Annotated in this window: 14 protein-coding genes, 2 tRNA genes and 1 pseudogene; 4 read left to right on the top strand and 13 right to left on the bottom strand. The window is 40.9% G+C overall.

Annotated elements, in window-relative coordinates; all coding sequences use genetic code 11:
• Positions 1 to 38: 38 nt before the first annotated feature.
• The 5 genes from BMZ28_RS08840 to BMZ28_RS08820 all read right to left on the bottom strand — a co-directional run bounded on the left by BMZ28_RS08840 (position 39) and on the right by BMZ28_RS08820 (position 3,678).
• Positions 39 to 428 (bottom strand): phage tail assembly chaperone, encoded by a 390-nt coding sequence (locus BMZ28_RS08840; protein ID WP_047781563.1) that lies wholly within the window; start codon positions 426 to 428, stop codon positions 39 to 41.
• Positions 428 to 859, bottom strand: coding sequence for a phage structural protein (locus tag BMZ28_RS08835; protein ID WP_047781564.1), 432 nt, complete (start codon positions 857 to 859; stop codon positions 428 to 430). The genes BMZ28_RS08840 and BMZ28_RS08835 overlap by 1 nt, the downstream gene beginning before the upstream one ends.
• Positions 860 to 926: 67 nt before the next feature.
• Positions 927 to 2,432, bottom strand: coding sequence for a DUF3383 domain-containing protein (locus BMZ28_RS08830; RefSeq protein WP_074822478.1), 1,506 nt, complete (start codon positions 2,430 to 2,432; stop codon positions 927 to 929).
• Positions 2,433 to 2,445: 13 nt separating this feature from the next.
• Positions 2,446 to 3,003: a phage neck terminator protein gene (locus BMZ28_RS08825; RefSeq protein WP_126467864.1), complete on the bottom strand. Its 558-nt coding sequence runs from the start codon at positions 3,001 to 3,003 to the stop codon at positions 2,446 to 2,448.
• 321 nt (positions 3,004 to 3,324) lie between these two features.
• Positions 3,325 to 3,678: an antiterminator Q family protein gene (locus BMZ28_RS08820; RefSeq protein WP_047781567.1), complete on the bottom strand. Its 354-nt coding sequence runs from the start codon at positions 3,676 to 3,678 to the stop codon at positions 3,325 to 3,327.
• A 148-nt stretch (positions 3,679 to 3,826) separates the two neighbouring features.
• Between BMZ28_RS08820 and BMZ28_RS08815 the strand changes: the two genes are divergently transcribed.
• Entirely contained in the window at positions 3,827 to 4,525 is a 699-nt protein-coding gene (locus tag BMZ28_RS08815) for a LexA family transcriptional regulator (protein WP_053007634.1), read from the top strand.
• Positions 4,526 to 4,663: 138 nt separating this feature from the next.
• Here the strand turns inward: BMZ28_RS08815 and BMZ28_RS08810 are convergent.
• Both BMZ28_RS08810 and dnaQ read right to left on the bottom strand, forming a co-directional pair.
• Positions 4,664 to 4,740: transfer RNA gene (locus tag BMZ28_RS08810), tRNA-Asp, on the bottom strand.
• 115 nt (positions 4,741 to 4,855) lie between these two features.
• Positions 4,856 to 5,620 carry a DNA polymerase III subunit epsilon gene (dnaQ, locus tag BMZ28_RS08805; protein WP_074822475.1) on the bottom strand — a complete coding sequence of 255 codons (765 nt, stop codon included), beginning with the start codon at positions 5,618 to 5,620 and terminating at the stop codon, positions 4,856 to 4,858.
• On the opposite strand from dnaQ, the pseudogene rnhA reads away from it, so the two are divergent.
• A pseudogene (gene rnhA, locus BMZ28_RS08800) lies at positions 5,565 to 6,135 on the top strand (ribonuclease HI). The gene dnaQ and the pseudogene rnhA overlap by 56 nt on opposite strands.
• Before the next feature lie 13 nt (positions 6,136 to 6,148).
• Here rnhA and BMZ28_RS08795 read toward each other — a convergent pair.
• Positions 6,149 to 6,868 carry a class I SAM-dependent methyltransferase gene (locus tag BMZ28_RS08795; RefSeq protein WP_047781569.1) on the bottom strand — a complete coding sequence of 240 codons (720 nt, stop codon included), beginning with the start codon at positions 6,866 to 6,868 and terminating at the stop codon, positions 6,149 to 6,151.
• 44 nt (positions 6,869 to 6,912) lie between these two features.
• Here BMZ28_RS08795 and gloB point away from each other — a divergent pair, with 44 nt between their 5' ends.
• Complete coding sequence (gloB, locus tag BMZ28_RS08790) at positions 6,913 to 7,668, top strand: hydroxyacylglutathione hydrolase (RefSeq protein WP_074822472.1); 756 nt, start codon at positions 6,913 to 6,915, stop codon at positions 7,666 to 7,668.
• A 76-nt stretch (positions 7,669 to 7,744) separates the two neighbouring features.
• The gene (gene mltD, locus BMZ28_RS08785) at positions 7,745 to 9,259 is read left to right on the top strand and encodes a murein transglycosylase D (RefSeq protein WP_047781571.1); all 1,515 of its coding nucleotides are present in this window, start codon (positions 7,745 to 7,747) and stop codon (positions 9,257 to 9,259) included.
• Positions 9,260 to 9,282: 23 nt separating this feature from the next.
• Here mltD and BMZ28_RS08780 read toward each other — a convergent pair whose 3' ends face one another.
• The 5 genes from BMZ28_RS08780 to BMZ28_RS08765 form a co-directional block, all read right to left on the bottom strand.
• A complete protein-coding gene (locus BMZ28_RS08780; RefSeq protein ID WP_373876069.1) occupies positions 9,283 to 10,077 on the bottom strand; it encodes an endonuclease/exonuclease/phosphatase family protein in 795 nt (264 codons plus the stop codon).
• 207 nt (positions 10,078 to 10,284) lie between these two features.
• Positions 10,285 to 11,514 (bottom strand): HlyD family secretion protein, encoded by a 1,230-nt coding sequence (locus tag BMZ28_RS08775; protein ID WP_047781572.1) that lies wholly within the window; start codon positions 11,512 to 11,514, stop codon positions 10,285 to 10,287.
• 29 nt (positions 11,515 to 11,543) lie between these two features.
• Positions 11,544 to 13,676 carry a peptidase domain-containing ABC transporter gene (locus BMZ28_RS08770; RefSeq protein ID WP_074822469.1) on the bottom strand — a complete coding sequence of 711 codons (2,133 nt, stop codon included), beginning with the start codon at positions 13,674 to 13,676 and terminating at the stop codon, positions 11,544 to 11,546.
• Between the two features lie 109 nt (positions 13,677 to 13,785).
• A complete protein-coding gene (locus BMZ28_RS17500) occupies positions 13,786 to 13,929 on the bottom strand; it encodes a hypothetical protein (RefSeq protein WP_158487442.1) in 144 nt (47 codons plus the stop codon).
• Between the two features lie 781 nt (positions 13,930 to 14,710).
• Positions 14,711 to 14,787 (bottom strand) — tRNA-Asp (locus BMZ28_RS08765).
• Positions 14,788 to 14,815 lie beyond the last annotated feature (28 nt).

Genomic DNA, 14,815 nt, shown 5'->3' with positions numbered 1-14,815 from the left:
CATAACGGGGCCAAAAATGAACCAATCAGTAGAGCCTGTTACTCTGTCTTCGGTAGAAGACCCGATAACAGACTCTCGCCGCCAGAGAAAAAATCAGAAAATTGATATTTCACCCCCTCAACAAGCACATTAATCATATGAGAACGGTATTTATTAAAGTGTTCATTAACTTTATTGCTTAGCTTAAAAGCATTTCCTTCAATGGAAACCGAAGTATGCTCAAACACCAATTTTTCAATGTCATTAACCACTGGATCGCCTAAATTAGACAACAGCGTACCGATTGAAACTGGTTGCTGACCATGACCAAACTCTAAACCACGCAATAACGAAGCGGCTTTTTTTAATGCACTCCAGGCTGCAACGGCATTGGCTGGCGTCATAACATAAGTCACATCATCAACTGAAAATTCTTGTTTCATTTCCATTAGTTTGCATATCCTTTTTCAAAGCGGAAATCCATTTTTTCAAATACGATGGTCCACGTTTGGGCATTATGACCAGCACCGCGAACGTAACCAGGTAATGTGGTTAAATAACCTTTCGTGGCCGTCACTTGGTCTTCATTAAGTAAATCGCGAATTTCTAATGTGAAAGGAACAAATGTTTTTAGATTTTCTTGCTGACGAGCCCATTCACTAAACTGTTTGTTATCTGCTGAATGCTGTTTAATTTTTAATGCTAACGTACCCGATTTATTTGGCTCCCGGATAAAAATACCTTTACCATCTGCACCAATTGTCATCGCCCCCATATCTGTTGCCCGAGTAGCGCTAATCACATCTGAGCCATCGGCCCAATCACTCATCACGACACCATTTAAAATTACTACTGTTTGTTGTGGGTCAAAAACTGCCATCTTATTTTCCTTATAAAAAAAGCCCTAAATGGGCCTAAAATTAATTAATAATAAATAGATTGAAATATTAACGATTGAAATTCACCATCACATCGACAGAATGAATGGCTCCTGCTAACTTAACTGCAACTTGGATTGGTGGTGATTTACGTTGTTCACGGTCGGATATTGATAAATTATCAACGGTATCAGCCCATACATAGAAACCATCGTCTAAGCGATCGCCTGAATTTAATGTACCAAAGCTATCTCCATTCCATACCCCAGGTGCAAAAGCACCGTTTTTAATACCTTCTAAACAGACTTTCTTCACCGCAGCAATTAATCGAGCGGTTCCAGCGTCAGTTAAAGGAACTTTGGTTGGTGACTGATAAAGCACAGCAAAGGTTTCTTTTTCAACTGCATCAATAAACCAGTCAAGAATATGTACTTCATCAAAGAAACGTTTGCCAAGCACAGTGCCTTCCGCCACCATGGCCGCCTGATCAAAATAGGTGTAATAGTTCAGACCTAATGCTTTACATTTATTTGCTTCGGTCAGTGTTAAATCATCCGCAGAAACGCCCGGTAATGACTTAAATTTCATGGTAATGGTTGAATTATTGGCAGAAAAATTAACGGCTAATGCTCGAGCTAACCAAGAGTTAATCGCATATTGATCGTTCTTATCATATAAAACCACTGTGCGATCGTTCTGTTTATCCACCAGCTTTTTGAAAATATTGCCATTACTATTTTCAATATGAGAGGATTTTAACGTTGTTAAACCTAACACCTTTTTATCAGAGGCTTGAATCCAGTCGGACGCGGCTTGAATTTCACTATCGGTTAATGCCGCAACAATACTTGCTGCATACCAATTTGGATTTTTATTTTGCAATGCGGTAAACGCTTCCGGCAATGATTGCACGGAGATTGTTGCCGCATCGCCACCTTTCAGTTTTTCAGCCTGCCCATTTTCCAACTGTAGCAGTTTGCCAATATAGGTGCCGGATAATGCTGAATCAACGACATAATCAACAGAATGTTGCTGCCCGGCATTTTTAGCTTTAATAATAAACCGCTGCCCAACTTCATCAAAGATGACGTTAATTGGGCTGGTTTTTGGCAACAATGAATTAATCATGGTAGCAATACTGGTGAAGCTTGATACGCCGCTTGATAAATCCAAGCCTGAAATATCAAACTTCTGACCATCAGCAACCAATGATAAATAGCCATCGGTAATATAGGCCATATCGGCTAATGTTGTGCTAACAGGATATCCTTCAACCGCCGCTTCAACCGCCGAAATCGTCTGAGTCGTGTTATTCCAACGCGCAATAATAAGCTGTTTTGGTTTTGGCGTTTGGGAAAAAAACAGACGTGATGCCGCCGCAGTTTCAGAACGTGAGCCAAATGCTTTTTCCACATCATTTTGTGTGGCACATTCAATAAATACGGTATTGGGATCGGTAAAAACATGACCATATTCTGGTGTGAATAGCGCTAACGTGCCAAAGTCGCGTCGAAATGGCGCTACTGGTGATGAGTTAAGCTGTACATTAACAATTTGGGATAAAGGTAGTGACATATTTCTCTCTTTCTTATTTTAAGTTATTGGTTTCTGTATGAACAACCAGACCGCAAGCGTCCATGCGTCGCTGTTCTACATCCACATTGATTTTATGAGTTAAGATCAATTCCATTGATACAGATTGTTCTGGTATTGACCCTTCATTTTGTTGCCTTATCGGCGACGTTTTAAGAAGGCTTAAATGTTTTCTTTTGAATTCACTTTTACCTTGGCTGGAATGAATTACACAATAAGCGCGCATCATTAATTCATAGGCTTGTTCCCCATAGGTTGTTAAACGAATAGTTGATGAACAATCAACAGTGACACGTTCAATTTCATCATGATGAAGAAATTCCAATTTTGCTCCTCCTAAAGGAGCTACCTCTAATAATGCCAATGCAGCAAGAGGACTGGTCAAATTGGGTTGAAATGAAGCTGTAATTTGTTCATCTGTTAAACGTAAAAGAGACTTGAGAATATCTTTTACACTGTAGATGGATAATGTTTCTGTTGGCATATTAATTACTCTTATCACCAATGAAATAGGCAATATCTGTCCTCTCACTATAAAAATAGCAAGAGGCATGTTTAAATCCCCTAAATGAATGATTAATATAATCCGCTGTCAGTTAAAAATAATAAAAAACAAATTACATATGCAATATTTCGTTCTAATAACCTTTAACTTACCCAACGTTATTATAATGAATAAAACTATAACACCAGCTTAATTATAATTAGCTGATATAATTTTTAAATGTATAAAATGACCTATCACGCATTTCTACATTCAGCCATATTTAGATAATAAAAAACCAGCCGAAGCTGGTTATGATAATTACCATTAACTCAAATAAAGTTATTAGATAGACATAAAAAATAAAGTCTGATATTTCATTTAAATACTTTAAGCAGCGACGTCCATTGCATCATCAATCTTAGCTAAAACATATTTTTCAGCATAATTTAATGTTTCAGAAATAGAATGAGGCCGTTTGCCCATCACCTTAGCCTGACGGTTACATGAAATCCTATTTAAATAATAAGAAGTTAATACCGCATAAGCGAACGGATCCGAACTCCTTAATCTTAATACAGATTTATCAACCAACTCGGCTTCATCTTCAGTTAAAAAAGGACGATAATCAAACTGTTGATTGACCGATATAAACCCCGAAGAATGAGAAGGAAACTCAGTACCTACTCGTTTAGTGCCTCTAACATTTGCCCAGCCCTTTAAGACTGTTTTAATATCTCTCATCACTATTTTCCCTGTAGTCATCCTAAGCTATACACAAAATGTTAAAGCACATGCGCAAACATGTCAACAAAATAAACAAAATGTTTATTGCAATTTTAAACCGTTTGTTTAAAAATAGTTTATATAAATTAAAGAAAAGGGAGATATCATGGGCTCATTATCAGAAAGACTAAAACAAATAATGACAGAAAAAAATTTGAATCAAACAGAATTAGCCAAACTTGCTGGTGCTTCACCACAATCCGTCACTAACTGGTTAAAACGAAATTCAATGAGTAAAAATGTTGCACGCATTATTTGTGAGAAGACCGGTTACTCTATTGATTGGCTATTATTCGGTCTTGGTCAAGATGCACATACTGATACTAATTTAAAACCATCACGCCTACAGCCCATTACCTGGGAAGAGATATCGACAACAAATACTGAGTTTGTTGAAGTTCCAGTTTTAGACATTCATCTCTCAGCCGGCGATGGGTACTACAATACAGAAGAAAATGAAATCTACACGCTACCTTTTAGGGCTCACACACTCAGGCGTGAAGGTATTCATGTTGAAAACTTAAAGGTCGTCAGAGTAACGGGTGACAGTATGGAGCCGAAACTTTCTGATAACGATACTGTTTCTATTGATACCGCAGATAAAATTGTGCGCGATGGAAAGATGTATGCTATCCGTATTGGCGACGTGCAAAAAATTAAAACATTGATACAGAACTCAGATGGCAGCATCACCATGCGCTCTTATAATGCAAACTATAAAGACGAGATTGTTGCTAAAGAACAAATAGAATGTGGGGAATTTACCGTTATAGGACGAGTATGGTGGATCTCATCAATCGTTTAATGCCATCTTCCCGACAATATTGATTGAATTGATAGCGGGCTAAAATAATAAATCAAACATTTAATCGATCAAATAATGAACAAAAATATCATGCGCATAAAAAAATACCAGACACTAAGGTCTGGTATCTTAAAGTAGTGGCGGAACGGACGGGACTCGAACCCGCGACCCCCTGCGTGACAGGCAGGTATTCTAACCAACTGAACTACCGCTCCACTCGACTTTCCTTGGAAAGCGGGATGATAGTAAGGTTCCGTGCAGCGGGAGTCAATGAAAATTTACTCAAACAGAATCATTTGCACACAAATTCAGCGAACCGAATAAAAACAGCTAATTAACGGTTTCTCCGTCAACGGGTGTGCGCCAGAGACAACTGCCCCCTTTCTTGGCAATAAGATCGAGACGTGATTCGTGGGCTTCCACCTCTTCATCAGAGGCATAAACAATTTTGAGAGCACTTTCGGCACGAACAAGACGCTGAATTTCGGCACCTCGGGCTTGAGTCTGCGTCTCACCATCAACAGAAAATGATAATGAGGTTTGGCCACCGGTCATCGTTAGATAAACTTCGGCCAAAATTTCGGCATCGAGTAAAGCGCCGTGCAGCGTTCGGCGGCTGTTATCAATATCTAAACGGGTACATAGCGCATCCAAACTATTACGCTTGCCCGGGAACATCTTACGCGCCATTAGCAATGAGTCAGTTATCGTACAGAATGACTCAACTTTCGGATAATCGCTACGTAACATGCGAAACTCATGATCCATAAAGCCCACGTCAAACGACGCGTTGTGAATCACTAATTCCGCACCATCAATAAACTGATAAAAGTCATCGGCGATTTCCGCAAACGTTGGTTTATCCGCCAAAAATTCGTCGCTAATCCCATGTACCGCATAAGCATCCGGATCAACCAAGCGGTCGGGCTTAATATACACATGAAAATGCCTGCCCGTCAGGCGACGGTTCACCACTTCAACAGCACCGATTTCAATAATTCGGTGTCCCTCATAGTGAACCCCAACCATATTCATACCGGTGGTTTCAGTATCGAGAACAATCTGTCGTGTAATTTCAGTGCTTATTGGTTCCATTTTGTGTCAGACTTACCGTTTTCAACTTTATGATGAGTCTACCAGATATGCTTAAACAGGTAGAAATATTCACCGATGGCTCCTGTCTGGGTAATCCTGGGCCCGGTGGCTATGGTGCTATTTTACGCTATAAACAGCATGAGAAAACCCTTAGTGCAGGATATTTTCTCACGACCAATAATCGGATGGAACTTCTGGCGGCCATTACCGCTCTGGAGTCGTTAACCGCTCCCTGTAGTGTCTCCCTGAGTACCGATAGTCAGTATGTACGACAAGGTATCATGAAATGGATCCATAACTGGAAAAAGCGGGGTTGGAAAACTGCCGATAAAAAGCCGGTTAAAAATGTCGATCTTTGGTTACGGCTCGATCAGGCGATTACTCACCATAATGTCGAATGGCATTGGGTAAAAGGCCATGCCGGTCACGAAGAAAATGAACGTTGCGATATTTTAGCCAAAACAGCGGCTGAAAACCCAACGCTAACCGATACCGGTTACACCCCTGAAGCCTAGAATAAACTAAAGTTTAATCGCCATTCGGCATATTTTTCGTTGCGCCAACGGCACCAGACCTCACACGAAAACGTTTTTTAAATGATAAAAGCGGATTCAACGTTAAAGGAATGGTCCGTTTGCGGGCAATAATTAAACTCTGACAACCAAAAGCCGGTATGTGAGTGCTCAAAAAACCGTTTTGTGCTCCCCAAGGCACGCTCTGAAACTGTGAATGATACAGCACTTCATAATTCAGCAGGCTTAGCCAGTCAATCATACGCATTTTACTGAACATACGGCTGGCATAGGGGTGTTTTTTTCTTACCATCGGCACCATCTTTCCGATGCCAACAAAGCTGAACGGATTGAATCCACTGATGATTAACCAGCCATCATCAATTAAAATGCGATCAACTTCGCGTAAAATACCGTGGGGATCTTCCGAATAGGCTAAGGTATTAGCCAATAAACAGGCATCCAGGGTTTTATCGATAAAGGGCAATTGCAGGTTATCCGCATAAATATCTATCTGTTCGCCCGATGCAGAAACATTAATATGGTGAGCAATCTGACATTTTTCTGTATTGATCGCCGCACTTAGATTACCCAGTTTCAATAAGTGAAAACCAAATAATTTCGGCCACCATGGTTCTAATTGTTGCTCTAACGCTATACGATAAGCTCCCCCATGAGATAACTCATCCCAAGATGCTGGCGGTGCGATAATTTTATCTGTGCGGGCAGCTCTCATGAATTATTATCTCTATTAGTAGCATTTAAAATCAGGGGACCATCATGCATCTTATCAGTATTCCCGCATTTCAGGACAATTACATTTGGCTATTAACCAAAGATAGTCAAACAACCATCATTGTCGACCCCGGCACGGCTCACCCCGTAATTCAGGCGTTGCAACAACATCAATTAACACCTGATGCCATTTTGTTAACCCATCATCACAACGATCATACTGGTGGTGTAGCTGAGTTAGTTAGACATTATCCAGCGCTAAAGGTTTATGGGCCTGAAGAAACTCGCAGTAAAGGGGCGCAAATCATCGTTAAAGAAGGCGATCATGTTGTCGCTGGAGGAATGACGTTCTCAGTACTTGATGTGCCGGGTCATACCATCGGCCATATCGCCTTCTATTGCTCACCTTATCTGTTCTGCGGTGACACACTGTTTTCAGCAGGATGCGGACGTATATTCGAAGGCACTGCTAAACAGATGTACCATTCAATTCAAAAGCTAGCTGCATTGCCCGATAACACAAAAGTATGCTGCGCTCACGAATATACGCTGTCTAATTTACGTTTCGCAAACTATGTTTTACCAGAAGATATCGACATTGAAACATATCAGCAACAAATTGAGCAATTAAGGGCAGAAAACCAAGCTTCAGTGCCAACTGAGCTACAGTTAGAACGAAAAATTAATCTTTTTCTAAGATGTCATCAAATTGATTTACAAAGAAAGTTAGGCATCAATGATCCAACTATCGAAATTTGGCAGGTTTTTAAACAGTTAAGAGCAATGAAGGACAATTACTGACGCTTTTTGTTGAGTTATAGCGCCACTCCAAGTATTATCGGTCGACTTTTAATCAACCAATAATATTTTAATGCATATGAAGGCCAAAGCGATTTTATTCGCTTCTGTATTACTTGTCGGATGTCAGAGTACTAATCATCAGGTTTCGACACCAACAACGAAGCAGAATCCGTCTTCAGCTAATGACTTTTTTGCACGTAATTCTCAAACAGATATCGACTGGCTTATGGATGAAGACGGCCAGACTGAGAAAAATTTATGGCAGGCTGTCAGTGAAGGGCTGGAAATGGAGATTCCGCAAAACGAGCGGATTCGTGAACAAAAAGAGTACTACCTCAAACACAAGAGCTATCTCCACGATGTAACGTTGCGGGCTGAACCGTATGTATACTGGATCGTCAGCCAGATCAAAGATCGTGATATGCCAATGGAACTGGTACTACTTCCCATAGTGGAGAGCGCTTTTAATCCCAATGCTACCTCCTCAGCCGCAGCTGCGGGAATATGGCAAATTGTACCGACAACTGGCCTCTACTACGGTCTTAAGCAAGATAAGTGGTATGACGGGCGCAGAGATGTCGCACAGTCAACAACCGCAGCGCTGGATATGTTGGAGCGCTTAAACGGTCTGTTCGATGGGGATTGGCTATTAACAATTGCTGCCTATAACTCTGGCGAAGGCCGAGTACTCAATGCGATCAAGGAAAATCAGGCGAAGGGTCGTCCTACAGACTACTGGTCTCTGAATTTACCGAAAGAAACAATGCGCTATATTCCCAAACTGCTGGCTCTCAGCGAAATGGTGAAGAACAGTGACCGTTACGGCCTCGATCTGCCAAATAGCAATCTGAATCGTGCTTTGACCCGTATTGAAGTGGGCCAACAAATCGAACTCACTCAAGCGGCGAAAATGGCTGACATGCCGCTGCAAAAGCTAAAAACCTATAATGCTGGCTACAAACATAATGTCACCGCCCCTAATGGCCCACACGCAATTATGCTGCCGGTTAAAAATGCCAAAAAGCTAGAGGCATCACTAACCCGTGGTGAAATGAATCTGGTTAACTGGGGTGAGCATCGTGTTGTTCAGGGTGAAACCATTGAAATTTTAGCTAAACGTTATGGCATCAGCATAGATTCAATCAAGCAAGCAAATAATTTAACTGCACAGGTTGCCCCTGGTCAGAAAATTACTTTGCCGCTATCTGGTGAATATATCGCTCAGCTAACGGTTCAACAAGCTCAGATAGCGCAAATCGCCAGTAGCCGAGCAACCTCAAAGGTTAAATACGCCGTTCGCGCAGGTGATACCCTTTCTTCCATTGCTAAACGTCATAAAGTTAAAACCAGCGATATCCAAAGTTGGAATAAACTGGCTAAAAACAGCAAACTGAAAGTGGGACAAACGCTCCAGATTACCCGCAACAGCAGTAATCGTGGTATCACTTATCGTGTACGTAAGGGCGATTCTCTCACTAGTATTGCCAGACGTCATAAAGTCGATATTAATGATGTGCTGAAGTGGAATTCAAGCCTGGAGGATGTACACAATCTTCAGCCGGGTGATACGTTAACGCTGTATAAACGCTAATCCTGTCTCTCCACGCTAATTCGTCATGGATTAGCGTGGAACCTCACCAGTAACGGATTGTGGTCTGATGCTTCCGTCACTAAAACCGATGCTTCTTCAACCTGTAATCCACGATAAAAAACAAAGTCCAAAGGACGGCCAAATGCTTTTTTTCGCCAATCGCGAGAAAAGCGGACTTCCTGTAATCCTGTCAGCGTTGAAAAACGATATAACGAATGTAATCGCTGCCTACTCCAGGCATTAAAGTCTCCGGCCAGTATTACCGGTCCTTTATGTTGAAGGATCTGCTCACCAATCGGCTTTAACTGCTGCTTATAAATATCGACACCAATGCTGAAATTAACCGCATGGATATTCACCACCATCAGCTGCCGCCCATCATCTAATGGATATACCGTTACCAAAGCCGATTTAGATAGACGTAACAGCGGTTCACGTTCCCTTAAAGGGCAACAATAAATAGGATTCGCGCAAGACAGCGTCATGACCCCAAGTGAATACTGAGGCATAACAATTGCTGGTACTTGATCTGTTGCCAGATAGTTAGAGGTCGCAAAATGGAGCAGCTCAGGTGTAGTCTGGGCTTCTTGTAGCAAAACCAGTTGGCTTTCTAAGCCGTACTTTTTAAGTACGTTTAACCAGTTTGTTCGCTGCTGTTTGAAGATATTCCACACCATGACGCTTAACGCGCCATTCGTCGGTAAAGACTGAAGCGGAGGCGTGATTAACTGCCCTGTATCAGCAAGAACACCAGGGAAAATACGTTCGGCAGGTAATCCCGCCGCATACCTCATGGAAAAATTTTTTTTCCGCACCATTAGAGCCTGTCATTAAGAAATTCTCTTCCTGAGATTATACACCCCATCCATGAGCAGAAGATAAAGATTACTTTATCCTGTTATAGGGGTTTCAAACCAGAAACTCAACGTTAAACCAATAATAAAAACGTCAAGAACGGTCATCACGATGCATTCATCAAGAATAGGTACCAGATAATAATGAGTAGGCCCTACGCTCTACTGCACTTAAAAGAATCGCTGACGAACTCTTTCCAGCGGACTTAACAACAACATGATTAGTGGTTTACGGTCAATGGTCAAATCGGCATTTAGCGTCATCCCACCCAATAATAAATGTTGGCTACCGTAAGCATCACGAAATGAAGGAGGGATCGTTAAACGTGCCAGATAGTAGTTTTGTTTTACATCCCCCTCAATCATCATTGACTTTAGATCAATGGCAACCGGGTGCATTTCTTCCAGTTTAGCGGTGACTGAACCATATTTATCTACCGGAAAAGCATCAAAACGTAGTCTGACTTCTTTATTCATTTCCAAATTACCCACACCGGTTGCCGGTATGTACAGATATGCCTGCATATACGCAGGCTCACTCAAGCGAAGCACCATTACGGTTTCTTCATTCGCTAAAAGCCCCCTGCCTTTCGGTAAGTTAATAGAGAGAATCGTACCATCTGAGGGAGCCAGTACCGCAATTCGGTTAGTGCCATCCGTCAGAATCTGGCGCTTAATATCGCTGATCTGAGTCCGTAGCGTAAACTGTTCATTCTCGATACTATTAATTTCAATTTGATGGGCGCTCACCGCGGCACTTTTACGATTTTCCAGATCCAAAATATTACCGTTTTCAATCTTCTCATTAAGCTCTTGCGTTAGCATATTGCTATTCACTTCATCCAGTTCGGTACGTGAAACCAGACTTTTTTCCGCTAGCTGCCTACTGGCTTGATATTTACGACGAGCGTTAGCACTGAGTGTTTTAAGCTGCACTTGCTTAGTGCGCATCGTCTGCAAACTGTCATCGTACAATTTTTGCTGCTGCTCAAATCGTTGAGTCTGCTGCTGCTTCAAATTATCCAGTAATGATAAGCGAGCCTTAGCGCGCTCTAACTCAAGGCTTAAGCGCTCATGGTTATATTTACTTAACGGCGTACTGCCAACGCCATGATCCTTGGATATCCAAAACAAAACACTATTGGCAGTCACTTTCTGCCCAGGAATAACGGCAAATTCAATCAACGTACCAGACTCTGGCGCTTTTACCTGTATATCCCCTTCGGGACTAATTAAAATACCGCGCGCAGCAACGCTGTCATTGAATTTGAAAAAAATAGAAAATAGAATAAAACACACCAGTGCGCTAATAAAAAGTAATATTACCGAACGCAAATTCACCAGACTGATTCGGTAAAATGAAGCGGTATTACGTGCTGATAAATCTGATTTATCTTCCATGGTGCTCTTTCCTTTTGCGATCATATTACTTAACTTTGCTGCTGCAGATAACGTTTAGGTTCATCAATTTCAATCAACTTACCTTGTTGTAAAATATACAGTGCTCCCTGCTGATAAACTTGTTCAGGCGTATGAGTAATAAAAATCAGCCCCAGATCCAACTCTCTCAGATTGTGTAAAATCTTATGCGCCGTTTTCTGATCCATATTGGCGGTTAATTCATCACACAACAAAAAATCAGGCTGATGGTACAACGCTCTGGCTAATACTAAACGCTGCTTTTCCCCAGCGGAGAGATAAGAGTCACCGGGCATAATTTCAGTTTCATAACCATGAGATAGCAACTCAACAACCTCTGCTATCTCAGCAATTCGACAAACCTCTTTCACCCGGGATAAGTCTGGCTGATAGCTAAAGCCAGAAATATTTTCCAGAATCGTCCCAGAAAACACATGTTCATCAGCATGGATAACTCGAACATGCTTACGTAATGATTCAGGAGTGATCTCTTTTTGATTGATGCCATCATAGAAAATATCGCCGCTGGTAGGGCTTAACATCGCATTCAGCATTCGTAGTAATGTTGTTTTACCCGAACCACTCGGGCCAACCAGCACGACTTCTTGCTTTCGATGCCAAACGGTAGAAATATCATCCAGAATCAAAGCGCGATTAGGGTAAGCAAAAAAGAGATTATTCAGCTCAATTTGTTGTAATGGATGAGGACAGCGTTTATTACCAAAGCTTTTAGCTTCTGATTCCGTCGCCATCATGTCAGAAATTCGTGACAATGGCGCTTCTAATGCGGCTTTATGCAGTAAACCTTCAGCAACATCAACAGTGCTATCGGCAAAATATTGCTTATAGGAAAGGTAGGCATAAAGCATACCAATTGAAATCTCACCTTGAATAACCATCCAGGCACCCAAGCACACGACTAGCAGTTGCTCGGCATTGACCACCATCATCGAACCAGCATTAAACTTGGCCGTAAGTTGATCTTTACGAATGCGGGCTTCAACAGACCGGCGCATGGCCTTATCCAGAACCGCTCCCCGGCCAGCTTCGATAGCACTGGATTTAATACAGGCAATTCCTTCATGAGTTTCAGCGAGTAACGATTCATATTGGGCTGATTCAGCAATCTCTTTATCCACCGCTCGTCTAAACGGCCGAATCAAAGCATAACGGATCAAGAAGAATATCGACATGAGCAGTAGTGTCCATGCCGCCATCTCAACGTTATACAAAAACATGCATATCAGGCTAATCAATGCCATGACGATGGAATAAATCAGCTTGGCATAACCATTACTGATAAATTCTGAACAGGCTTCCAATGACTTGTCTATCGCCAAAACGGTCCCTAAAGGACGACGCTGAAAATACGATAACCCCAAACTCAAATTATGCCGCCAGGCCGTTTGGCTCAATTGGTCATAACTCAGATTACGCGCCACAACCTCCAACAACGTTCTTAATAATTGGGTCATAGCCTGAAACAAAAAGACCATTGAAAAAATACAGGTCAATAGAATCGCCAGATCAAAATCACTTTTCTGTATCGCCTGATCGATAACCAACTGAACATAGGAAGGAACGGCCAACAGCAACAGCAATCCGAAGAACATCAGCATTAATAGAATAATTTGATTCTTACCGTGCTCATTGACCCAACTAATTAAAGTCCCCATCTTTAATGCATCAGAAGGCTGACGCTTTTTAAAGCTGGTTGTTGGTCTTAATTCTAATACGTATTGAGAAAACAGGGCGCGGGCTTCTTCTAATGTATATTGTTGCTCCCCCAAAATGGGGTCATGTACGCAAAGAGTGGAAGAAGTTGCTTCGGTAATAACGACAAAATGTGAATTGCGCCAAAATGCAATAACTGGAAAAGTTAGCTGTGGAACATCTTCAATTTCCCCTTGAAGAAGTCTTGGCGTCATTCCTTTCGTTATAGCAAATTCAGCTAAATCTGCGATAGAAGTTCCTCCCTCTAAAGAGATTGGATATTCTCGCCGTAATTCAGAAAGCGTTGTACGATGGCCATAAGCGCCCATCACCATAGCTAAACAAGCTAATCCACATTCTGTATATTCATGTTGAAGTATAAGTGGTACCTGATGAGGAGAAGTCAGGCTTCCTGGCCATGAAAAGTTCATTTTTTATTATTCAAATTATTAATATCGTATTCACCCTATTTAAGGAATTAAAAGGGTTTATATAGCGCTCTCAATATATGAGAGCGCTAATATTACTTACAGATAAGAATTAACGAGGGCCAGTACCGCCGCCGTTACCGCCACCACAAGGTGGTTTTGGTTTACAAGGTCTGCAAGGCTTCCAGCAGATCAGTTTCCAAATCAAACAACCGCCAACAGCTTTCTTACCATGATGAAGTTCAATCTCTTTCATAATAATTTCCTTATTTTGAAATAATGCGAATACGCCACTTAATTAATAATAACTCCATGACCATATAACACATTGGTTAATTAATAATTACTTAGCAAAAATAATAAAAAGTCTTAATCGCTAAGTCGAAATGATTATAGAAATAAGAAAATAGAATTCAATACCAGAAGAGTTGTTCAATAAATAGCAAAATTTAACCCATCACAGATGAATAAACTAAAAAAAAACCTCAATTGAGAGTAAGCAGAATTAAAATTTAAACAGATAGAATAATCAACTGATATTAGATGGGAAAATATAAGATACCAGTATCACAAAAGAGAGAGAATAAGATTTAATAAAAATCAATAATAATATATGAGATTAAAGTTCATGTGATATTCCTTGTATATCAATATATTCTCACTTTTATTATGATAACCAATAAAATTTCAGTTATAAAAACAGCTTCTCACATATGATACCAATAAAAACACACCATCATACTGACAGTAAAAACAAATCAAGATATCCTCGGCGAGGAATAATTTAAGAAATAACACCCAATACTTTGTAGCGATAAGTAAATTAGATAGATAAAAACCCATGTTTAAGCATAGCTTTAATATCTGCTCTTAGACTAATCATATCTATTCCATCTATATAGATAATCAAGCGCTAAATGCAGAGGACGATGGCTATAAAATAATATCCATATTGATATATGAGAGAAGAATAGATAGGTATGTTTAAAACTCACAATAAAAAAGGCCTGCTATCATAGCAGGCCTTCTAAAATAAGTGGCGGAACGGACGGGACTCGAACCCGCGACCCCCTGCGTGACAGGCAGGTATTCTAACCAACTGAACTACCGCTCCACCGATTCTGTATCGTTATTAAGTCAAT

The sequence above is a fragment of the Pragia fontium DSM 5563 = ATCC 49100 genome (assembly GCF_900112475.1).
Lineage (GTDB): Bacteria > Pseudomonadota > Gammaproteobacteria > Enterobacterales > Enterobacteriaceae > Pragia > Pragia fontium.
This window is presented reverse-complemented; position numbering and strand designations above follow the sequence as displayed.